At 75.3% G+C, this 21379-nt stretch carries 17 protein-coding genes; 12 read left to right on the forward strand and 5 right to left on the reverse strand.

What is annotated here, in order from left to right:
* Nucleotides 1–5 precede the first annotated feature (5 nt).
* Nucleotides 6–599, reverse strand: a complete 594-nt coding sequence (locus tag FXF50_RS21250) for a hypothetical protein (RefSeq protein WP_148430528.1) — start codon at nucleotides 597–599, stop codon at nucleotides 6–8.
* A 423-nt stretch (nucleotides 600–1022) separates the two neighbouring features.
* Between FXF50_RS21250 and FXF50_RS21255 the strand changes: the two genes are divergently transcribed.
* The 7 genes from FXF50_RS21255 (at nucleotide 1023) to FXF50_RS21285 (ending at nucleotide 9507) form a co-directional block, all read left to right on the forward strand.
* Complete coding sequence (locus tag FXF50_RS21255) at nucleotides 1023–3317, forward strand: nitrate- and nitrite sensing domain-containing protein (RefSeq protein ID WP_148430530.1); 2295 nt, start codon at nucleotides 1023–1025, stop codon at nucleotides 3315–3317.
* Nucleotides 3317–3733, forward strand: coding sequence for a roadblock/LC7 domain-containing protein (locus tag FXF50_RS21260; protein ID WP_091318849.1), 417 nt, complete (start codon nucleotides 3317–3319; stop codon nucleotides 3731–3733). The genes FXF50_RS21255 and FXF50_RS21260 overlap by 1 nt, the downstream gene beginning before the upstream one ends.
* Nucleotides 3723–4112: a DUF742 domain-containing protein gene (locus FXF50_RS21265; protein WP_148430532.1), complete on the forward strand. Its 390-nt coding sequence runs from the start codon at nucleotides 3723–3725 to the stop codon at nucleotides 4110–4112. The genes FXF50_RS21260 and FXF50_RS21265 overlap by 11 nt, the downstream gene beginning before the upstream one ends.
* Nucleotides 4093–4695, forward strand: coding sequence for an ATP/GTP-binding protein (locus tag FXF50_RS21270; protein ID WP_148430534.1), 603 nt, complete (start codon nucleotides 4093–4095; stop codon nucleotides 4693–4695). The genes FXF50_RS21265 and FXF50_RS21270 overlap by 20 nt, the downstream gene beginning before the upstream one ends.
* Nucleotides 4696–4844: 149 nt before the next feature.
* On the forward strand, nucleotides 4845–5879 hold the full coding sequence (locus tag FXF50_RS21275) for a lactonase family protein (RefSeq protein ID WP_187399757.1): 1035 nt from the start codon (nucleotides 4845–4847) through the stop codon (nucleotides 5877–5879).
* A 177-nt stretch (nucleotides 5880–6056) separates the two neighbouring features.
* Nucleotides 6057–7811, forward strand: a complete 1755-nt coding sequence (locus tag FXF50_RS21280) for a VWA domain-containing protein (RefSeq protein ID WP_148430538.1) — start codon at nucleotides 6057–6059, stop codon at nucleotides 7809–7811.
* 214 nt (nucleotides 7812–8025) lie between these two features.
* Complete coding sequence (locus FXF50_RS21285; protein ID WP_148430540.1) at nucleotides 8026–9507, forward strand: sugar transferase; 1482 nt, start codon at nucleotides 8026–8028, stop codon at nucleotides 9505–9507.
* A gap of 21 nt (nucleotides 9508–9528) precedes the next feature.
* Here the strand turns inward: FXF50_RS21285 and FXF50_RS21290 are convergent, their stop codons facing one another.
* Nucleotides 9529–10659, reverse strand: coding sequence for a PP2C family protein-serine/threonine phosphatase (locus tag FXF50_RS21290; RefSeq protein ID WP_148430542.1), 1131 nt, complete (start codon nucleotides 10657–10659; stop codon nucleotides 9529–9531).
* 95 nt (nucleotides 10660–10754) lie between these two features.
* Here FXF50_RS21290 and FXF50_RS21295 point away from each other — a divergent pair, with 95 nt between their 5' ends.
* Nucleotides 10755–11279 carry a MarR family winged helix-turn-helix transcriptional regulator gene (locus FXF50_RS21295; RefSeq protein WP_148430544.1) on the forward strand — a complete coding sequence of 175 codons (525 nt, stop codon included), beginning with the start codon at nucleotides 10755–10757 and terminating at the stop codon, nucleotides 11277–11279.
* Nucleotides 11280–11289: 10 nt separating this feature from the next.
* Here the strand turns inward: FXF50_RS21295 and FXF50_RS21300 are convergent, their stop codons facing one another.
* Both FXF50_RS21300 and FXF50_RS21305 read right to left on the reverse strand, forming a co-directional pair.
* On the reverse strand, nucleotides 11290–12936 hold the full coding sequence (locus FXF50_RS21300) for a PP2C family protein-serine/threonine phosphatase (RefSeq protein ID WP_255510134.1): 1647 nt from the start codon (nucleotides 12934–12936) through the stop codon (nucleotides 11290–11292).
* 130 nt (nucleotides 12937–13066) lie between these two features.
* Nucleotides 13067–14326: an ROK family protein gene (locus FXF50_RS21305; protein ID WP_148430546.1), complete on the reverse strand. Its 1260-nt coding sequence runs from the start codon at nucleotides 14324–14326 to the stop codon at nucleotides 13067–13069.
* Nucleotides 14327–14378: 52 nt separating this feature from the next.
* Here FXF50_RS21305 and xylA point away from each other — a divergent pair, with 52 nt between their 5' ends.
* The 4 genes from xylA to FXF50_RS21325 are packed head-to-tail and all read left to right on the forward strand — an operon-like array spanning nucleotide 14379 to nucleotide 19662.
* Nucleotides 14379–15566, forward strand: coding sequence for a xylose isomerase (gene xylA, locus FXF50_RS21310; RefSeq protein WP_148430548.1), 1188 nt, complete (start codon nucleotides 14379–14381; stop codon nucleotides 15564–15566).
* An 11-nt stretch (nucleotides 15567–15577) separates the two neighbouring features.
* Complete coding sequence (gene xylB, locus FXF50_RS21315; protein ID WP_148430550.1) at nucleotides 15578–17026, forward strand: xylulokinase; 1449 nt, start codon at nucleotides 15578–15580, stop codon at nucleotides 17024–17026.
* 57 nt (nucleotides 17027–17083) lie between these two features.
* Nucleotides 17084–18193, forward strand: coding sequence for a DUF5925 domain-containing protein (locus FXF50_RS21320; RefSeq protein WP_187399758.1), 1110 nt, complete (start codon nucleotides 17084–17086; stop codon nucleotides 18191–18193).
* Nucleotides 18194–18246: 53 nt separating this feature from the next.
* Nucleotides 18247–19662, forward strand: coding sequence for an MFS transporter (locus FXF50_RS21325; protein ID WP_148430552.1), 1416 nt, complete (start codon nucleotides 18247–18249; stop codon nucleotides 19660–19662).
* A 57-nt stretch (nucleotides 19663–19719) separates the two neighbouring features.
* Here FXF50_RS21325 and FXF50_RS21330 read toward each other — a convergent pair whose 3' ends face one another.
* Entirely contained in the window at nucleotides 19720–21363 is a 1644-nt protein-coding gene (locus FXF50_RS21330) for a glycoside hydrolase family 13 protein (protein ID WP_148430554.1), read from the reverse strand.
* Between the last annotated feature and the right edge of the window lie 16 nt (nucleotides 21364–21379).

A 21379-nucleotide genomic window follows, 5' to 3' on the forward strand; every position in this document is an offset into this window, starting at 1 on the left:
CCTCCTCAGCGGCTCGTGGCGTCGTGCTCGTGATCGGGGTGGCGCTGGTCCGGCGCCCGGTGCCCGACCGGCTCCTCGCCGAGCAGGTCGGCGAAGAGGGCCCGGTAGTGCACCAGCGCCTGCCGGAGGTCCTCGGTGCCGGCCTCGCCGCGCTCGTTGCGCAGCCGGATGTCGTGGGCGTCCCGGTAGTGGGTCAGGGTGCGGGCGTGCTCGACGGAGAGGTGGGCGATCTGGTCGGAGAAGTCCCCGGTGGGGTAACCGCGCTCGGCGATCAGCCGGCTGACCAGTTCGTCGGCGTCGCCGACGGTTTCGGCCGGGGAGTCGACGAAGCGGACCTGGAGTTCCTCCCAGGCGGCGGCGTAGCGTGCCCGCGACTCCGGGCTGAGCGGGGTCAGCTCCAGCTCCGCGTGGCGGCGCTCCCGCTCCCGCAGCTCCCGCTCGGCCGCGCCGCGGCTGTCCTGCTCGGCGACGGCCCGGTCGTACTCGGGGCCGAAGCGCTGCTTGAGGGCCCGGCGGCGGCTGGCCACCACGGCGAACGCGGCCAGGGCGGCGAGCACGATGACGACGATGACTATGACGACTACCTGCGTGGGCGACATGGCTCCTCCTTCGCCCGCTGTATTCCCTCTCGCGCGTGATCGCCAATCCCGATCGGCGGCACTTTCCTGCGCGATGACACCCCCAGACCTCCCTACGGCACGACGGGGCACACATGGTGCGGCTTCGCCAAAAGTGGACTCATTCCAATAAGCGCGTCGCCGGGGATCCGGGACCGCGCGCGGGCCGCCGAATCCGTGTGCCCCTTTTGGACGAACCTTCTGCCGGTCCCTTCCGGCGGGGCGTTCCCGTCCAACGGTGTCCACAGCGAACATTCCGGACCGTAGTGAGGGGCGAGACGGCCGGTAGTGCAACGGCTGGGGATTACGTATCCTGCCCAAGGCGCCCGGGCCGGGGCCCGGCGTCGCGGCCCTCCGGCGGGTGCCGGCGCCACCCCTGCGACACCTTCCCCCGGGCGAGGTCTGATGAACACCCGAGACTGGCCGATCCGCGCCAAGCTGACCGCGCTGGTCGTCGGTCCGGTGACCGGGCTGCTCGCCCTCTGGATCTTCGCCACCACGCTGACCTTCGGCCCGGCCCTCGACCTGCTCGCCGCGCGCACCCTCCTCTACGACCTGGGCCGGCCCGGCGAGAGCGTGGTCGCCGAGCTGCAGCGGGAACGCCGGCTCTCGGTCGTCCAGCTCGCCGGCGACACCGCCCTGCCGGCCCTGGCCGAGCAGCGCGCCCGCACCGACCGGGCGATCGCGGAGCTGCGCCGCCGGGTCGACGGGGAGGAGCTGCGCGACGCCGCCGACGACCAGCTCGACGCCCGGCTCGACCAGTTGGTCTCCGCGCTCGACGCGCTGCCCGCCGGCCGGGGCTTCATCGACAGCCGGAAGGTCGACCGGGCCGGCGCCGTCGGGCTCTACAGCGGAATGATCGGCTCGGCCTTCCAGGCATTCTCCGGCATGGCCACGCTGCCCGACACCCAGATCAACCGGGAGGCGCTCGCGCTCACCGCGCTGGGCCGGTCCCGGGAGCTGCTCGGCCAGGCCGACGCGCTGCTGGCCGGGGCGGTCACCGCCGGCCGGTACGCCGAGGGCGAGCACGAGCAGCTCGTCCGCACCATCGAGAACCAGCGCTTCCTGGCCGAGAACGCGGTGGCCGACCTGCCGCCCGCCGAACGTGCCGGATACCAGCGGCTCACCGAGGGGGAGGCGTTCGTCCGGCTGCGCGCCCTCCAGGACACCCTGGTCCGCGACCGCGACCTGCCGGCCGGGCTCGACGTACGGGCCTGGGAGGCCAGCTACGCCACGGCCTCGCAGGGCCTGCGGGACTTCGAGCTGCGCGGCGCGGACACCCTCGCCGAGCGGTCCGTGCCCATGGCGGTCCGCATCCTGGTCCGGCTCGCCGCCGCCGGGGTGCTCGGCCTGCTCGCCATCGTGGTCTGCGTGCTGGTGGCGCTGCGGGTCGGCCGGTCGCTGGACCGGCGGCTCACCGGCGTCCGCACCGCCGCGCTGGAGATGGCCGAGCACCGGCTGCCCGACGTGGTGGCCCGGCTGCGTCGTGGCGAGGAGGTCGACGTCGCCCGCGAGGCGCCCGAGCTGGACCACGGCGGCGACGAGATCGGCCAGGTGGGCCGGGCCTTCAACGAGGTACGCCGCACCGCCGTCCAGGCCGCCGTCGACGAGGTCACCCTGCGCCGCGGCCTCAACGAGGTGTTCCTCAACATCGCCCGGCGCAGCCAGGGCCTCGTGCACCGGCAGCTGGCGCTGCTGGACCGGCTGGAGCGGCGGACCGAGGACCCGGACGAGCTGGACGGCCTGTTCCAGGTCGACCACCTCGCCACCCGGCTCCGGCGGCACGCCGAGGACCTGGTCATCCTGGCCGGCGCGGCCCCCGGGCGGGGCTGGCGCAACCCGGTCGCCGCGGTCGACGTGGTGCGCGGGGCGATCTCCGAGGTCGAGTCGTACGACCGGGTCGATGTGGGCGAGGTGCAGCCGGCCGGGGTGCTCGGCCGCGCCGTCGGCGACGTGATCCACCTGCTCGCCGAGCTGATCGAGAACGCCACCGTCTTCTCCCCGCCGGGCACCCGGGTGGACGTCACCGGCCGGAGCGTGCCGGGCGGCTACACCATCGAGATCACCGACCGGGGGCTCGGCATGTCGCCGCCGGCCCTGGCCGAGGCGAACCGCAAGCTCTCCCGTGCCCCGGAGTTCGACCCGGCCGACAGCGCGCGGCTGGGCCACTTCGTGGTCGCCCGGCTGGCCGCCCGGCACGGCGTCCGGGTCGAGCTGCGGCCGGCAGTCCCCGGGGGGACCACCGCCGCGGTGCTCGTCCCGTCGGACCTGGTCACCGACGAGCCGGCGCTCGGCCCCGCCGCCACGGACGGCGTCGCCGGGCCCGACGACCGGCGGATGGCCAAGGTGACCCGGCTGGCCACGGTCCCCCGGACGCGGGCCGCCCGGCCCGGCCGGGACCGGTCCGAGTCGGCGGTGCTGCCGCTGCCCGCCGGTCGTACCTCGTCGGTGGAGGCGCCGGCGGACGGCGACGGCCTGCCCCGCCGGGTCCGGCGGCGCGGTCCGGCGGCCCGCCCCCGGCCGGCCGCCGTCGACAACCCGGCGTACCGCACGCCCGAGGAGGCCCGCCAGGCCATGTCCGCGCTCCAGGCCGGCACCGCCCGCGGCCGCCGCGACGGCGCCCGCCGCGCCGCCGAGCCCTCCCCGCCGGAGCCGCCCGCGGCTCCGGACCACCGAACCGCGACTGAGAGGGACGCCTAGTGGTGCACACGACGCGGCAGAACGCCGATCTCGACTGGTTGCTCGACGACCTGGTGGAGCGGGTGCCGGCCGCCCGCCAGGCGGTGGTGCTGTCGGCGGACGGGCTCCTGCTCGGCGCCTCCGCCGACCTGGACCGCGCCGACGCGGAACACCTCTGCGCCCTGGCCTCCGGGTTCTCCAGCCTCGCCAAGGGAGCCACCCGGCACGTGGGTGGCGGCGCGGTCCGGCAGACCGTGGTGGAGATGGAGTCGGCGTACCTGTTCGTCACGGCCGCGGGGCAGGGCGCCTGCCTGGCGGTGGTGAGCGAGGCCGACGCCGACATCGGCCTGGTGGCGTACGAGATGGCGATGCTGGTGATCCGGGTCGGCGAGAACCTCAGCGCACCGGCCCGCACGGCGGCGACCGATGCGGGCTGAGTCGCCGGGCCCCCAGCACGAGTGGCTGGACGCCGCCGCCGGCCCGGTGGTCCGCCCGTACACCCTCACCGGCGGCCGGGTGCGCCCGCCGGTCGACGGCTTCGACCTGGTGGCGTTCGTGCTGACGACGCCGGGGGCCGACCCGGCCAGGGTGCCCGGTCTCCAGCCGGAGCACCGGCGCCTCGTCGACCTGGCCCGGCGGCCGGTGGCCGTGGCCGACCTCGCCGCCGACCTCGATCTCGCCGTCGGCGTGGTCCGGGTGCTGCTCGGCGACCTCCTCGCCCGTGGGCTCGTCACGGTGCGCCGGCCGCCGGCCGCCGCCCACCTGCCCGACGACAACATCCTCAAGGCGGTGGTCAGTGGACTCCGTGCGCTTTGACCGCGAGCCGGCCCCGCCGCGGGTGCCGCTGGCTCTGAAGATCCTCATCGCCGGTGGCTTCGGCGCCGGCAAGACGACGCTGGTGAGCGCGTTGAGCGAGGTCCGGCCGTTGCAGACCGAGGAGGTGCTGACCGGCGCCGGCATCGGCACCGACGACGTCTCCGGGGTGGAGCAGAAGTCGACCACCACGGTGGCCATGGACTTCGGCCGGATCACCATCAACGACGACCTTCAGGTCTACCTGTTCGGCACCCCGGGCCAGGACCGGTTCTGGTTCCTCTGGGACGAGTTGGCGTTCGGTGCCCTCGGCGCGGTGGTGCTCGCCGACACCCGCCGGCTGGCCGACTGCTTCCCCTCCATCGACTACTTCGAGCAGCGGGGCATCCCGTTCGTGGTGGGGGTGAACTGTTTCGACGGGTCCCGCCGGTTCGGCCTGGAGGCGGTCCGCGACGCCCTGGACCTGGACCCGGACGTGCCGCTGGTGCTCTGCGACGCCCGGGACCGGCAGTCCGGGAAGCTGGTGCTGATCTCGCTGGTCGAGCACGTCGCGCGGCAGCGGGGCGAGCCGGTGCCGGTGGGCTGACCGTCCGCCCACCGGCGCGGCCCGGCCCGGCCGGAAGCGGGGGCGTTCGGGCCGCCCGGAAAACCGGTGCCCCGGATGACGCCTAACCGGCCGGCTCCCCGGGAAGCCTCTGGTTTGATCGACGGTGGAGACGGCGGAAGGTGGGAGCGGTGACCGGGCAGGACGCGATCGTCCACATCGGGGGCTACACGGCGGAGTCGGACGGACGGGCCGAGGGCATCGTCGCCGCCCGGCGCGATCCGGCGACCGGCGCGCTGACACCGCTCGGCACGGTGGCGGTCACCCCGTCACCGTCGTTCCTCGTCCGGCACCCGGCGCTGCCGGTGCTCTACGCGGTCAACGAGCTGGCCGAGGGGCAGGTGAGCGCCTTCCGGGTCGGCCCGGGCGGCGACCTCGACCCGCTGGGCGTACGCCCCACCGGCGGGGCGGAGCCCTGCCACCTGGCGGTCGCCGCGGACGGGCGGCACCTGTTCGTGGCGAACTACGGCGGCGGGAGCGTGGCGGTGTTCCCGCTGGACGCCGACGGCGTGCCGGGGGAGCGCAGCGACCTGGTCCGGCACGAGGGGCACGGCGCCGACCCGGAGCGGCAGGAGCAGGCGCACTGCCACATGGTCTCGCCCGACCCGGGCGCCGGTCCGCTGCTCGCCGTTGACCTGGGCACCGACTCGGTCTACCGGTACGACCTCGACGCCGCCTCCGGGCGGCTGGTGCCCCGCGCCCCCCGGCTGCGGACGCCGGCCGGCACCGGGCCGCGGCACCTGGCCCGGCACCCGGACGGGCGGCGCTGCTGGCTGGTCGGCGAGCTGGACGGCACGGTCACCGCGTACGACCTGACCCCGGACGGGCTGCACCAGCGGGTGCGGGTGGACGCCAGTGGCCGGGTCGGGCACGTGCAGCCCTCCGAGGTCGCCGTCGGGCCGGACGGCCGCTTCCTCTACGTGGGCAACCGGGGGGTGGGCACGGTGGCGGTCTTCGCGCTGGCCGGGGCGGCGCCGGAGCTGGTGGCCGAGGTGGACACCGGGGGCGAGTGGCCGCGGCACTTCGTCCTGACCGGCGGGCACCTCTACGTGGCCGACGAACGGGCCGGCATGATCAGAATCTTCCGGGTGGATCCGGGCACCGGGGTGCCCGAGCCGACGGGCGAGCCGGTGCCGGTGGCGAGCCCCACCTGCGTCTGCCCGTGACCGGTCGGTGACCGCAAGACCGTCCCCAGTGGACTTTGATCACATCGGATCACTGATCGCTCACTCAACGTAATGATTTGGCGATCAACTGTTTCTCCTGCGTAACTTTCGTCCGAACGGTTGTGGCAGTAACCCCACGAGATACGCAAGATGGTCACCGTGTCTGGCCGCCATCGCATGTCTTCACGCCTCCACGGGACAGGTGCCGTCGCCGCGGCGACCGCGCTCGCCGTCGTCCTAGCCGGCTCCTGGTTCGGTTACCGGCAGCTGGCCGGCCCGAGCTGCTCGGGCCGGATCGAGCTGTCCGTCTCGGCGGCCCCGGAGATCGCCCCCGCCGTACGCGGGGCGGCCGACCAGTGGGTCTCCGACGGCGCGGCCGTCGGTGACACCTGCATCGCCGTGAACGTCTCCGCCGCCGAGCCGGTCGACGTGGCCGCCGCGGTGGCGAGCAAGCACGGCGCCACCCTGGCCGGGGTCGGGCAGGCCAGCGGCACCGCGGTCACCCCGGACGTCTGGGTGCCGGACTCCTCCACCTGGCTGGTCCGGCTCAAGAGCGGCGGCGCGACCGCCTTCGCGCCGGCCAACGGCGCCTCGATCGCCCGCAGTCCCGTGGTGGTCGCCCTGCCCGAGCCGGTGGCCTCCCGCATCGGGTGGCCCGACAAGGAGATCCGCTGGACCGACCTGCTGGGCCAGGTCACCAGCAGCAAGCCGCTGCGCGCCGGGATCGTCGAGCCGACCCAGGACGCGGCCGGCCTGTCCGGGCTGCTCTCGCTGACCGCCGCCGCCAGCGCCACCGGCAAGGCCGGCTCGCCGCAGGCGCAGGAGGCCATGGTCGGGGCCCTGCGGGCGCTGGCCACCAACCGCTCCTCGCTGCGGCAGGACCTCCTCGCCCGCTTCCCGCGCTCCACCGACCCGACGGCCATCGCCAACGGGCTTGGCGCGGCGGCGCTGTCGGAAGAGGACGTGATCGCCTACAACAACACCAAGCCCCCGATCCCGCTGGCCGCGCTCTACATGAAGCCGGATCCGATCGCGCTGGACTACCCGTTCGCGGTGCTGCCCGGCATCGAGCCGACCAAGGCGTCGGCGGCCCGCGTCCTCTTCGAGGTGCTGCAGACGTCGAGCTTCAAGAACCGGCTGGCGGCGCAGGCGCTGCGGGCCCCGGACGGCAACTGGGGCGAAGGGTTCAAGGCGCCGCAGGGCGCGCCGAGCCCGGCGAACGGCGGCGCGAAGGCCGTCCCGCCGTCCGGCCAGGGCGGCGCGGCCGACCTGGACCCGAAGGCCATCGCGACGGCGACCACCACCTGGTCGGTGGCCACCCAGTCCGGCCGCATGCTCTGCGTCGTCGACGTCTCCGGCTCGATGAAGGACCCGGTGGCGACCGCCAACGGCGCCAGCCGGGAGCAGGTCACCGTCGAAGCGGCGAGCAAGGGCCTGGGGCTCTTCGACGACTCCTGGTCGATCGGCCTGTGGACCTTCTCCACCAACCTGAACGGTTCCCAGGACTACCGGGAAGTGATCGGGATCAAGCCGCTGTCGAGCAACCGGGGTGCGCTCCAGCAGGGTCTGGCCTCGATCCGGCCCTCGGACGGCGACACCGGTCTCTACGACACCATGCTCGCGGCGTACAAGACGGTCCAGGAGGACTGGCAGCCGGGCAAGGTCAACTCGATCGTGCTGTTCACCGACGGCAAGAACGACGACGCCGACGGCATCACCCAGAAGGCGCTGCTCGACCAGCTCAAGAAGCTGCGGGACGAGGAGCAGCCGGTGCAGGTGATCATCATCGGCATCGGCACCCAGGTCAGCCTCGCCGAGCTGAAGTCGATCACGGACGTGACCGGCGGTGGCGCCTTCGTCACCAACGACCCGACCAAGATCGGCGAGATCTTCCTCCAGGCGATCGCCCTGCGTCCGCCGGCGCCGCGCTGACCCGACACTCAGCGAGTGCGTTCCGCCGTACCGGCAGAATCCGGTACGGCGGAACGCTTCCCGGCTTCGGCGGCCGGGCGAAAACTGACGGTAATGCGTCCGAATCAATCGGTAACCATAATTGTCGAGGCATGATGACCGGGTGCTCCGGACCGCGGCTTCCCCACCGGGAACGCGCGGCGCGGGGTCGTCCTGAGCGAAGTGGGGAGGGCCGGTGACCTCGGCGACGCTGTTGACCCCCGCCAGCACGTCGTCGCGACCGGGTGGCGACCGCCCCGGTCCGACCCGCGCAGCGGAGCGGGCCTACATCCGGCTGCTCGTGGTGCTGGACACCGCCGTGCTGGCCGTGGCCATCCTGATCGGCTACGTGGCCCGGTTCGGCGACGAGCAGCCGAGCGGCTCGGAGATCCCGTACGTGGTGGTCGCGCCCGCCCTGCTGCTGGTCTGGCTGGTCTCGCTCAAGGCGATGCGCTGCTACGACGACCAGGTGCTCGGCTACGGCGCCGACGAGTACCGGCGGGTCAACGCGGCGAGCCTGCGGCTGGCCGGCGGCATCGCCATCGCCGGCTACATCGCCGACGTCGGGGTGTCCCGGGGCTTCCTGGCCATCTCCTTCGCGGTCGGCACGGTCGGCCTGGAGGTGGCCCGGTTCGCCGCCCGCAAGCGGCTGCACCGCGCCCGCGACCGGGGCGCCGGCTGGTCCCGCAAGGTGCTGGTGGTCGGCGACACCGCGCACGTGCTGGAACTGGTGCACACCCTGCGCCGCGAGCCGTACGCCGGCTACCAGGTGGTCGGCGCCTGCATCCCCGACGCGCTGCTCGCCCCGGTGCCGCAGCGGCTGGGCGACGTGCCGGTGGTCGGCTCGTTCCGGGGCATCCCCGAGGCGGCCACCGCGATCGGCGCGGACACCGTGGCGGTCACCGCCTCGGGTGAGCTGACCGCGACCCGGCTGCGCCGGCTGGGCTGGCAGCTGGAGGGCACCGGGGTCGAGTTGGTGGTGGCGCCGGCGCTGACCGACGTCGCCGGCCCGCGCATCCACACCCGGCCGGTCGCCGGCCTGCCGCTCATCCACGTCGAGGCGCCCGAGTTCCGGGGCGCCCGCAAGCTGGTCAAGGGGCTGGTCGACCGCTCGATCTCGCTGATCGCCCTGCTCCTGCTGGCCCCCCTGCTGGCGGTGATCGCGCTCGCCATCAAGCTGGACAGCCGGGGCCCGGTGCTGTTCCGCCAGACCCGGGTCGGCCAGGGCGGCGAGGAGTTCGGCGTCTTCAAGTTCCGCACCATGGTGGTCAACGCCGACGCCCTCCTCGCCGAGCTGGCCGCGCGCAACGAGACCGACGGCCTGATGTTCAAGATGCGCGACGACCCCCGGGTGACCCGGGTCGGCAAGCTGCTGCGCAAGTGGTCCCTGGACGAGCTGCCCCAGCTCGCGAACGTGCTGCTCGGCCAGATGAGCCTGGTCGGCCCCCGCCCGCCGCTGCCCTCCGAGGTGGCCCGGTACGACGGCGACGTGGCCCGCCGGCTGCTGGTGAAGCCCGGCATGACCGGCCTGTGGCAGGTCAGCGGCCGGTCCGACCTGAGCTGGGAGGACGGCATCCGGCTCGACCTCTACTACGTGGAGAACTGGTCGCTCGCCGCCGACCTGACCATCCTCTGGAAGACCTTCGGCGCGGTGGTCAACAGCCGCGGCGCCTACTGAGCCGGCGGCCGGCCGGGGCGGTCAGGGCTGCGGGCCGAGCCAGTCCAGGCAGACCACGACCGCGTCGTCGACCAGGTCGCCGGCCACGAAGGCGCGGAGGTCGCCGATCAGCGACCGGACCGCGTCCAGCGGCTCCATCGGGCCCGTCCGCCGCAGGAAGCGGTCCAGCGCGGTCTCGCCGTAGCGGATCCGCTCGGAGGTGGCGTCGACCACCCCGTCGCTCACCACGAAGAGCCGGTCCCCCCGCTGCAGCTGGAACTGCTGCTCCCGGTAGTCGGTGCCCTCGAACATGCCGAGCGGGAACTGCTTGTCCAGGACCTGCTCGGACACCTCGCCGTCGCGCAGCAGCACCAGGCGGGGCGAGCCGGCGTCGACCACGGTCAGCATCCCGGTGGCCAGGTCCAGCTCCAGCAGCAGCGCGGAGAGGTGCTGCTCGCCCCGGTGCAGTGCGTAGATCGCCTGATCGGCCAGGGCGGCCTGGTCGGCCAGCCCCAGCCGGGCGCGGCGGGCGTTGCGCAGCGCGTTGGTGGCCAGCGAGGTGAGCATGGCGGCGGCGACCCCCTCACCCGAGCCGTTGACGACCGAGAGCCACAGCCGGTGGCCGTCGTCGGACCAGTCGAAGCCGTCGCCGCGCACCGCGTACGCCGGCTCCAGCTGGCCGGCCAGGCTGAACGAGGGGCGGATCCGGCTGCGGCCCGGCAGCAGCTCCCACTGCATCTCGGCGGCCAGGGTGAGCCGCCGGCTGCGCCGGGCGGTCAGGTAGATGTCGGTGGTGGCCGCCACGGCGGCCAGCTCGTGACCGAGCGCGGTGGCGACGGCGTCCAGCGCGCCCAGGTCGGCCGGGTCGGCGGGCATCGGCGAGAGCCGGAGCACCCCGCGCCGTTCGCCGCGCATCCCCACCGGGAACCAGCCGGTGCCCTCCGAGACGATCGGCTCCTGGTGGTCGAAGCACCGCCACGCCGGGTGGCCGGGGGTGACGATCGGCTCACCTCCGGACAACGGGAGCAGCGCGGCCAGCCGGTAGTCGACCTGGTAGAGCTCGGTGTGGGTGATCCCGTACGACTGTTCCAGCTCGGCGGCGAGCCGGTCGACGAGCTGGTCCGTCGGCGCCTCGGTGAGGCTCCGCCGTGCCCGTTCCACCGGTCCGCTCATCTTTGCTCCTTTGCACAGGTCGCCGGCCTGGTGGGCCGGGTAGTCTCGGGCACACCATGGCCGAAGAACGCGGTCCCAAGGGACCTGATGCGAGTATGGCCGCTGCCCTGGACGAGGCGGCGGGCACCCTGCTGGCTGTCTGGGAGGCGGCCCGGGAGCGGACCACCAGTCGGCTCTCCGCTGCCCAGTTGCGCGCGGTCATGGTCGTCGAGCAGTACGACGGGATCAACCTCCGCCGCCTCGCCACCCTGACCGACATGCTGCTCTCCTCCGCGAGCCGGCTCTGCGACCGGCTCGTCGCGGCCGGGATGCTGGAGCGCGAGCCGGGCCGGTACGACCGGCGCGAGATCGCCCTGCACCTCACTCCGACGGCCACTCGGCTCCTCACCGAGTTGCGCGCCGACCGGCGCTACCGGCTGGACCGGATCCTGGCCAGGATGAGCGCGGAGGGGCGGGCCGCGCTGATCCGCGGGATGCGCGAGTTCGACGAGGTCGGCCGGCGTGGGGAGGCCGCCCCCGCGGAGGGCTGGCCGGTGCTCCAGCCCTCGGGGGAGCGGATCGGCGACCCGCTCGCCGAGCCGGAGTCGCCGGGCGAGCCGCCGGTGGCCCGCACCGCCTGACCCGGCCGGGTCACCCCGCCGCCACGACCAGCATGGCGATGTCGTCGTGCACCTGGCCGTCGAGCCACTCGTCGACGAGCTGGAGCAGCCGGTCGATCAGCGCGGCCGGCGGGAGGCCGGCCCCGGCCGTGAGCGCCTGCCCCAGCCGGTCGTCGCCGAACATCTCCAGCCCGGTGGGGCCACCCCGGGCCTCGGTCACCCCGTCGGTGTACGCGACCAGCAGGTCGCCCGGGGCGAGGCGTGCCTCCGCCTCGACGAAGCGGGCCGCGGTCAGCGCGCCGACCGGCATGCCGCCGACGGTGACCGGCTCGACCCGACCGTCGGTGCGGACCACGAGCGGGGCCGGGTGCCCGCCGCCGGCCACCCGGACCAGCAGCCCGCCGTCCGGCTCGCGGCGCAGGGCGCCCAGCAGGAGGGTGGTGAACTGGGCCCGGCGGGCCGCGTCGGGGGCGTCCAGCAGCGCGCGGTTGAGCAGCACCATGAGCTCCCGCGGGCGCTGCTCGACCAGCCGCAGGGTCTGCAACGACTGCCGTACCCGCCCGGTCAGCACGGCGGCGCCGACGCCCTTGCCGCAGACGTCGCCGACCGCGAAGAGGCCGCCGTCGGCGGTGGGGAAGAGGTCGTAGAAGTCGCCGCCGATGCGCAGGCCGTCCCCGGCGGCCCGGTAGCCGCCGGCCAGCGTCATCCCGGGCAGCGGCGGCAGGTCCGGCGGCAGGAGGCTGTTCTGGAGCACGCGGGCCAGGTGGGCCTGCTCGCCGTAGAGCTCGGCGGCGGCCAGCGCCGCGCCCGCCCGCGCGGCGAACTCCCGGGCCAGCTCGGTCTCCCGCAGGTCGAAGCCCGCCCGCTCGGGCCGGCGGACCAGGATCAGGGCGCCGGCCGGGCCGCCGGCGCTGCGCATCGGGCTGATCAGCACGGTGCCGGGCCGGCCGAAGCCCGCGGGCAGCACCTCGGCCAGGCCGGCCAGCTCGGCGTCGAGCCAGGGGTTGGGCTCGGTGGGTTCCCCCGCGAGCGCCTCGATCAGCCCGGGCACCGACTCGGCGGCCCGCCACCCGGCGACGCCGGTGGCCGGGCCGGGGTCGTCGGTGGCGTACCGGACCCAGTGCGGCTCGTCCTCGGCGGGCGGGGCCGGGCGGTGCACGACCACGGCGGCGTCGGCCAGGTAGGGCACCGGCAGGGTCACGGCGGCGTGCAGCGTCTGGTCCCGGTGCAGGGACAGCCCGAGCCGGCCGCCGGCCCGGGCCAGGAACGCGGTCCGGGACCGTTCGGCCGCCAGCGCCTCGGTGCGTGCCTGCTCCTCGGTGGCGTCCCGCACGTACCAGGCGCAGTGGCCGCCGGCCAGGCCGCGGCGGACGCCGCGCAGCCGGCGGCCGTGGTGCTCGGTGTCGAAGGTCCCGGCGCCGTCGCGGACCGCGCCGGCCAGCGCGGGCACGGGGCAGCCGGCCAGGTCGACACCCGGGGAGAGTTCGGGGAGGAGTTCCGCGGCCATCGCGTTGACCAGGGTCACCACGCCCGCCCCGTCGGTGGTCACGACGGCCTCGGCGAGCCCGTCCAGCAGCTCGCGGGCGAGCCGGTCGTCGGCCGGCTCGGCCGTCCCGGCCGGCCGGCCCGGGGAGGTCTGCTCCTCGTCGGCGACCCCACCGGGTCGGGCGCTCGTCACCGCCGGTGGCCGGGCGCTTCGGTCGGTCGACCTGTGCGCATGCTGTCGGTGCACTCCTCGGTTGCGGTCCGCCGCCTGGCGGCAAGCCTACCGAGCGGGGCGGTCGAACACCCGTCGAGGAGCGCCGGGGTCACCCGGAGCGGGCCAGCCAGCCGACCGGCCGCTCGATGATCCGGCGAATCACCGATGCCGCCCCGCCGACCGCCGCGGACCGCGACCCGAGCGCGGCGGGGCGCACCGTCACCGGCGACCAGGCGGCGGTGAGCACCCGCCGGGAGATCTCCGCGACCACGGGCGGGCGCAGCCAGCGGGCCAGCGGGGCGTATCCGCCGCCCAGCACCACGGTGTCCAGGTCCAGCAGGTTCACCACGCCCGACACGGCCACCCCGAGGGCCGTCCCGGCGTCCGCGAGCGCGGCCAGGGCGGCCGGGTCGCCGGCACCGGCCAGGTCGGCCAGCCGGGTGGCGGCGGTGTCCGCCGGGAGGTCCGCGCCGGCCAGGCCGGCGGCGGCCAGGATCGCCTCCTGGCCCGCGTACCGCTCCAGGCAGCCCTGGCCGCCGCAGCGGCACGGCCGCCCCTGCGGCTGCACCGGGATGTGACCGATCTCGCCGCTCCAACCGCGCGCGCCCCGGTAGAGCACCCCGTCGAGCACGATGCCCGCGCCGATGCCGATCTCGCCGGTGATGTGCAGGAAGCTGGCCGAGCCGGGCGGGCCGGCGTGCAGTTCGCCGAGGGCGGCCAGGTTGGCCTCGTTGTCGACCACGAGCGGGGGGATCCCGTCGACCGGCGCGGCGAGCGGGTGCCCGGCGAGCAGGGCGGGCACGTCGACGTCGCGCCAGCCCAGGTTGGGCGCCAGCCGGACCAGGCCGCCGTCGCCGACCAGGCCCGGCACGGCGAGGGCCGCGCCGGCCACGGTCAGCCCGTCGCGGACGGCGGCGGCGCGGGCCTCGGCGGCCAGCGTGGCGAGCCGGTCCAGGGCGTCGGCGGGGGGCACCGGGCGCAGGTCGGCGCGGCGCACCAGGTGGTGCCGCACCGTCCCGGTCAGGTCGACCACGCAGGCGGCCAGGTAGTCGACGTTCACCTCCAGGCCGAGCCCGGCCGGGCCGTCGCCGCCGAGCACCAGGCCACGGGCGGGCCGCCCGGCCCCGGTACGCGGCGCGGGCTCCGCCTCGGCCACCAGCCGGCCGGCGATCAGGTCGTCGACCACGGCGGACACGGTGGCCCGGGTCAGGCCGGTGTCGGCGGCGATCTGGGCCCGGGACGGTGGCCGGTCGGCGGCGGCGATCCGCCGGAGCACGACCGCGAGGTTGAGCTCGCGGAGGCTGCCCTGCCGGACCGCCCCGGCGCTGCTGGTGCTGTTCACCGCTTGACACTGCCACACGACCGCCATTTAATTCAACCACTGAACAAATCGCGGACGACGCCACCACCGGAGGTCCCCCATGGCACCTGCTCCCACCCCCGCCGACAAGTTCTCCTTCGGGCTCTGGACGGTGGGCTGGCCGGCCCGCGACCCGTTCGGGGACGCCACCCGGCCCGCCCTGGACGCCGTCGAGGCCGTGCACCGGCTCGCCGAGCTGGGGGCGTACGGGATCACCTTCCACGACGACGACCTGGTCCCCTTCGGCGCGGACGCCGCCACCCGCGACCAGCACATCGCCCGGTTCCGCAAGGCCCTCGACGAGACCGGCCTGGTCGTGCCGATGGTCACCACCAACCTCTTCAACCACCCGGTGTTCAAGGACGGCGGCTTCACGAGCAACGACCGGGACATCCGCCGGTACGCGCTGCGCAAGGTGCTGCGCAACGTCGACCTCGCCGCCGAACTGGGCGCCCGCACCTTCGTCATGTGGGGCGGCCGGGAGGGCGCCGAGTACGACGTGGCCAAGGACGTCCGCGCCGCGCTGGACCGCTACCGCGAGGCGGTCGACCTGCTCTGCCAGTACGTCGTCGACCGGGGCTACGACCTGCGCTTCGCCCTCGAACCGAAGCCGAACGAGCCGCGCGGCGACATCCTGCTGCCCACCGTCGGGCACGCGCTGGCGTTCATCTCCACCCTGGCCCGCCCGGAGCTGGTCGGCCTGAACCCGGAGGTCGGCCACGAGCAGATGGCCGGCCTGAACTTCGCGCACGGCATCGCCCAGGCGCTCTGGCAGGGCAAGCTGTTCCACATCGACCTCAACGGCCAGCGCGGCATCAAGTACGACCAGGACCTGGTCTTCGGCCACGGCGACCTGCTCAACGCGTTCGCCCTGGTGGACCTGCTGGAGAACGGCGGGCCGAACGGCGGCCCCGCGTACGACGGGCCGCGGCACTTCGACTACAAGCCCTCCCGGACCGAGGACATGACCGGGGTGTGGGCGTCGGCGGCGGCGAACATGCGCACCTACCTGCTGCTCAAGGAGCGGGCCGCGGCGTTCCGGGCCGACCCGGAGGTGGCCGAGGCCCTGGCCGCCAGCAAGGTGGCCGAGCTGGCCACCCCGACCCTGAACCCGGGCGAGGGCTACGCCGACCTGCTCGCCGACCGCTCGGCGTTCGAGGAGTTCGACCCGGACGCGGCCGGCGCGAAGGGCTTCGGCTTCGTCCGGCTCAACCAGCTCGCCGTCGAGCACCTGCTCGGCGCGCGCTGAGGCGGGCCGCCATGCCGCTCGTCGCCGGGGTCGACTCGTCGACCCAGTCCTGCAAGGTGGTGGTCCGGGACGCGGAGACCGGCGCGCTGGTCCGGCAGGGCCGCGCGCCGCACCCCGAGGGCACCGAGGTCGACCCGCACGCCTGGTGGGACGCCCTGCGGGCGGCCGTCGCCGAGGCCGGCGGGCTGGCTGACGTGGCCGCCGTCGCGGTCGGCGGCCAGCAGCACGGCATGGTCTGCCTGGACGAGGCGGGGCAGGTGGTCCGCCCGGCGCTGCTCTGGAACGACACCCGATCCGCCGACGCCGCGCGGGAGCTGGTCGAGGAGGCCGGCGGCGGGGAGGCCGGCCGCCGGTTCTGGGCCGACGCGACGGGCGCCGTGCCGGTGGCCAGCTTCACCGCCACGAAGCTGCGCTGGCTGGCCCGGCACGAGCCGGCCAACGCCGACCGGGTGGCCGCCGTCTGCCTGCCGCACGACTGGCTCACCTGGCGGCTGGCCGGCGCTCCCGGCCTGGCCGCGCTGCGCACCGACCGGGGCGACGCCAGCGGCACCGGCTACTGGTCGCCGCGCACCGGCGAATACCGCCTCGACCTGCTCGAACGCGCCTTCGGGCGGCGGCTGCGGGTGCCGGTCGTGCTCGGTCCCGCCGAGGTGGCCGGGCACCTGGACCCGGCGGCGCTCGGCGGCGGGTCCGGCGCCGCCGACCGGGTGCTGCTCGGTCCGGGCACCGGGGACAACGCCGCCGCCGCGCTCGGCGCCGGGGCCGGCCCGGGCGACGTGGTCGTCTCGATCGGCACCTCGGGCACCGTCTTCGCGGTGGCCGACGCGCCCGCCGCCGACCCGACCGGTGCGGTGGCCGGCTTCGCCGACGCCACCGGCCGGTTCCTGCCGCTGGTCTGCACGCTCAACGCGGCCCGCGTGCTCGACGCCGCCGCGACGCTGCTCGGCGTCGACCTGGCCACGCTGAGCGAGCTGGCCCTGGCCGCCCCGCCCGGCGCCGACGGGCTGGCCATGGTGCCCTACCTGGAGGGCGAGCGGACGCCGGACCGGCCCACCGCCACCGGCGCGCTGCACGGCATGACCCTGGGCACGTCGACGCCGGCCCACCTGGCCCGGGCCGCCGTCGAGGGCATGCTCTGCGCGCTCGCCGACGGCCTCGACGCGCTGACCGCGCAGGGCGCCCGCGCCGACCGGATCATCCTGGTGGGCGGCGGGGCCCGCTCGGCCGCCGTCCGGCGGATCGCCCCGCAGGTCTTCGGCCGGCCCGTGGTCGTGCCCCCGCCCGGGGAGTACGTCGCCGACGGCGCCGCCCGCCAGGCCGCCTGGGTCGCTCTGGGCGGGGCGGGTCCGCCCACCTGGTCCGTCGGCGACACCGAGGAGTACGCGTCGCCGGGCGTCCCCGCCATCCGCGAGCGCTACGCCCTCGCCCGGGACCGCGTCGTCGACCGGGTGCCGGGATAGACCGGGTGCGCGGATAAACCGGATGCCGGGCGGTCGACCGGCGGGGATCATCGTGGCGTGCCGCCACCTTCCCCGTCCGGAGACGCCGCCCGGCCCGGCCCGCTGCCCGTCTTCCAGTACGACGACGTCGACAGCCCGGGCGACGTCATCGACACGCTGCTGTTGACCGACTTCGTCACCGGCCGCCACCCCTGGGCCCGGACGGTCCGCCTGGCCAAGGTCCGGGCCGGCGCCCGGCTGGTGCCCGAGCGGGCGGCGCTGACCCGGACGGCCATCGAGCGCAACCGCGTGGCCCGGCTCGCCGGTGGCGACGGCTGGACGGTACGGGTGGTGAGCTGGCGCGGCCGGGGCGCGGAGGTGACGGTCACCGCCGTCGACGAGGCGACCGGCGCGGCCGTCCTGGACGAGATCGTCACGGGCGGGGCCGAGCCGGCGCGGCGGGACACCGGCCCGATGGGCTTCTGGCACCAGAACGCCCGCCGGGGAGCCCAGCGGGACACCCGGCGGATCACCACGCCGACCTGGGCCGACATCCGGGCCAACTATCCGGCCGCGGCGGCGGCCCGGCTGGACGCCCTCATGGTGGCCACGCCCGAGACGGTCGCCGGTCGGCTGCTGCTCATGCACGGGCCGCCGGGCACCGGGAAGACCACGGCGCTGCGCGCGCTCGCCCGCGAGTGGCGCGACTGGTGCCAGGCGGACTGCGTCCTCGACCCGGAGGTGCTCTTCGGCGATCCCGCCTACCTCGCCGAGGTGGCGGTGGGGGAGCACGAGGAGGACGACGACGGCGAGGAGGCCCGCCGCTGGCGGCTGCTGATCCTGGAGGACTGCGACGAGCTGATCCGGGGGGAGGCCCGGCAGGCGACCGGGCAGGCCCTGTCCCGGCTGCTGAACCTGACCGACGGGCTGCTCGGCCAGGGGCGCAACGTGCTGGTGGCGATCACCACCAACGAGGACCTCTCCCGGCTGCACCCGGCGGTGACCCGGCCCGGACGCTGCCTGGCCCGGATCGAGGTGGGCCCGCTGTCGCACGCCGAGGCGGCCGACTGGCTCGGCACCTCGGCGGGCGTCCCGCCGCAGGGCGCCACCCTCGCCGAGCTGTACGGGCTGCGCGCCGGGACCTCGCCGGCCGGCGCGGTGCCGGTCGAGATCGGGGGCTACCTCTGACCGGTTGGGGGCCCGTGTTCCGGCCGTGACCCGCACCTGATTGGCTGCCCGGCATGAGCAGCGGCACGAGGGTCTCCCGGCGGGGGAACGCGGCGCACCGGTTCTACAGCGTGGTGGTGTTCGTGGTCCTCGCCTCGCTGGACAACGTGGCCATCGGCCTGGTCCCGCCGCTGTACGGGTCGATCTCCGGCGCGCTGGGCGTGTCGCAGCGGCTGCTCGGCCTGGTCACCGCCGTCAGCTTCCTGGTCAGCGCGGTCGCGGCGGTGGCCTGGGCGTACGTCGGGGACCGGACCGACCGCAAGCCCCTGCTCATGGTCGGCACGCTGATCTGGGCGGCCGGCACCGGGGGCAGCGCCCTGGCCGAGCACTACGCGACGTTCCTGGTCGCTCAACTGGTCGCCGCCGTCGGGCTGGGCGCGGTGGGCTCGGTCGGCTTCTCCGTGGTCACCGACCTGATCTCGCCCCGCCGCCGCGGCCTCGTGATGAGCTTCTGGGGCCTGTCCCAGGGCGTCGGCACGCTCGCCGGCACGCTGACCGGGGGGCTGCTCGGGGCCACCGACTGGCGGCGGCCGTTCCTCGTGCTCACCGTCGTCGGCCTGGCCGCCACCGTGGCGTACCTGTTCACGTACGACATCCGGCGCGGCCAGAGCGAGCCGGAGCTGGCCGCGGCGCTCGACGCCGGCGGCGAGTACGACTACCGCATCAGCCGCGCCGACCTGCCCCGGATCCTGGCCCGGCGGACCAACCGCTGGCTGGTCCTGCAGGGGCTGACCGCGCAGGCGGCGTTCGGCTCGCTGGTGTGGTTGCCGGTGCTGTTCAGCCAGCGGGCCGAGGCGCAGGGCTACTCGGCGGCCACGGCCGTCGTGGTGGGCAGCGTCTTCGCCACCCTGTTCCAGCTCGGCGGGGTGCTGTCGATCGTGGGCGGCCTGGCCGGCGACGCGCTGCAACGGCGTACGCCGAGCGGCCGGGCCCTGGTCGCGGCGGTGGGCATCCTCGCGGCCGTGCCGTTCTACCTGGTCCTGTTCCTCGTGCCGATCCGGATCGACGTGCCGGACGGCGGCAGCGCCGGCGCGGTGATCGCCGCGGTGCTGGCCAGCGTGTTCACCGAGCCGACGGTCGGGCTGAGCCTGCTCACCGCCGTGCTCGCCCTCGCGCTGACCTCGGCCAACTCGCCCAACTGGTTCGCCCTGATCGCCGACGTCAACCCGCCCGAGCACCGCGGCACGGTCTACAGCCTCGGCAACCTGGTCAACGGGGTCGGCCGGGCCGCGGGCAACGGGCTGGTCGGGGTGGCCTTCCAGGCGCTGCGGGCGGCCTTCCCGCCGCCGCTGAACTACGCCGTCGGGCTGGCCGCCTTCCAGCTCTTCTTCATCCCGACCGGCGTCATGTACTGGCTCGCCGCCCGCACGTCGCCCCGGGACATCGCCCAGGTCCACGACCTGCTGCACGCCCGCGCCGAGCGGATCTGACCAGCGCGACGGGATGGCCGCCGGGGGCGGCCACCCCGTCCGGGCGACACATGCGGGTCAGGCGCGGAACCAGACGGTCACGTCGGTGGGCACGGCGTCGCCGTCCAGCGGGGCGCTCGACGCCAGCACCTCGGCGCCGGCCGGCAGCGGCGCCGGCTCCGTGCCGAAGTTGGTGAGCACGGTGAGCCCGCCGTTGGTGAAGGTGAGCACCTCGTCGCCGGAGGTGAGCCAGCGCATCGGCCCCCGGGCCAGGCCGTGCTCGCGACGGAGCCGCAGCGCCGTCCGGTACAGCTCGTACGTCGAGCCGTCGACCCCGCGCTGCCGGTCGAGCGCGTACTCGGCCCAGACCGGCGGCTGGGGGAGCCAGCTCGCGTCGGTCGGCCCGAAGCCGTACGACGGGGCGTCGGCCTCCCACGGAATCGGCACCCGGCAGCCGTCCCGGCCGCGCTGGGTGTGCCCGCTGCGCTCCCAGGTCGGGTCCTGCCGGGCCTCGTCGGGCAGCGTGGTGTGCTCCGGCAGCCCCAGCTCCTCGCCCTGGTAGAGGTAGGCCGAGCCGGGCAGGGCGAGCATCAGCAGGCTGGCCGCCCGGGCCCGGCGCAGGCCGAGCGCGGCGTCGGGCTGGGGGTCGCCGATGCCGATGCCGTTGGGACGGCCGCCGCCGACGGCCAGCCCGAGCCGGGAGGCGTGCCGGACCACGTCGTGGTTCGACAGCACCCAGGTGGTCGGGGCGCCGACGCTGTCGGTGGCCTCCAGCGAGCGGGTGATCACCGCGTACTGGGCGGGAGCCGTCCACGCGGCGAGCAGGTACTCGAAGTTGAACGCCTGGTGCATCTCGTCCGGCCGCACGTACCGGGCCAGCCGCTCGGCCGGCTCCACCCACGCCTCGGCGACCAGGATCCGCTCGCCGTCGTACGAGTCGAGCAGCCGTCGCCACTCCCGGTAGATCTCGTGCACGCCGTCCTGGTCCCACATCGGCGGGAGCGGCTTGTCCACGTTCTGGCCGGAGAGGATCTCCTGCGGCTCCTGCCAGTCGGCCAGGTCGGCCTGCTTGATGAGGCCGTGCGCCACGTCCACCCGGAACCCGTCAACGCCCCGGTCCAGCCAGAACCGGAGGATGTCCAGGAACTCGGCCCGCACCTCCGGGTTGTCCCAGTTGAGGTCGGGCTGGCCGGTGTCGAACAGGTGCAGGTACCACTGGCCGTCCGGCAGCCGGGTCCAGGCCGGCCCGCCGAACACGCTCTCCCAGTCGTTCGGCGGCTCGGCGCCCTGCGGGCCCTTGCCGTCGCGGAAGACGTAGCGCTGCCGCTCTGGGCTGCCCGGCGCGGCCGCGACGGCGGCCTGGAACCAGCGGTGCTGCGACGAGGTGTGGTTCGGCACCAGGTCGACGATCACCCGCAGGCCGCGCGCCTTCGCCTCGGCGATCATCTTGTCGGCGTCGGCCAGGGTGCCGAAGAGCGGGTCGACGTCCCGGTAGTCGGCCACGTCGTAGCCGGCGTCGGCCTGCGGGGAGGGGTAGAACGGCGACAGCCAGATCGCGTCGACCCCGAGCTCGCTGAGGTGACCGAGGCGGGCCGTGATGCCGGGGAGGTCGCCGATGCCGTCGCCGTTGGAGTCGGCGAACGACCGCGGGTAGATCTGGTAGATGACGGCCTCGGTCCACCAGCCGGTGGCCGGGTCCTGCTGCGTCGCGTCGGTGTTCAGCGCCTTCTCCCTGTCG

This window comes from Micromonospora sp. AP08 (assembly GCF_008085935.1).
Classification (GTDB): Bacteria; Actinomycetota; Actinomycetes; order Mycobacteriales; family Micromonosporaceae; genus Micromonospora; species Micromonospora chersina.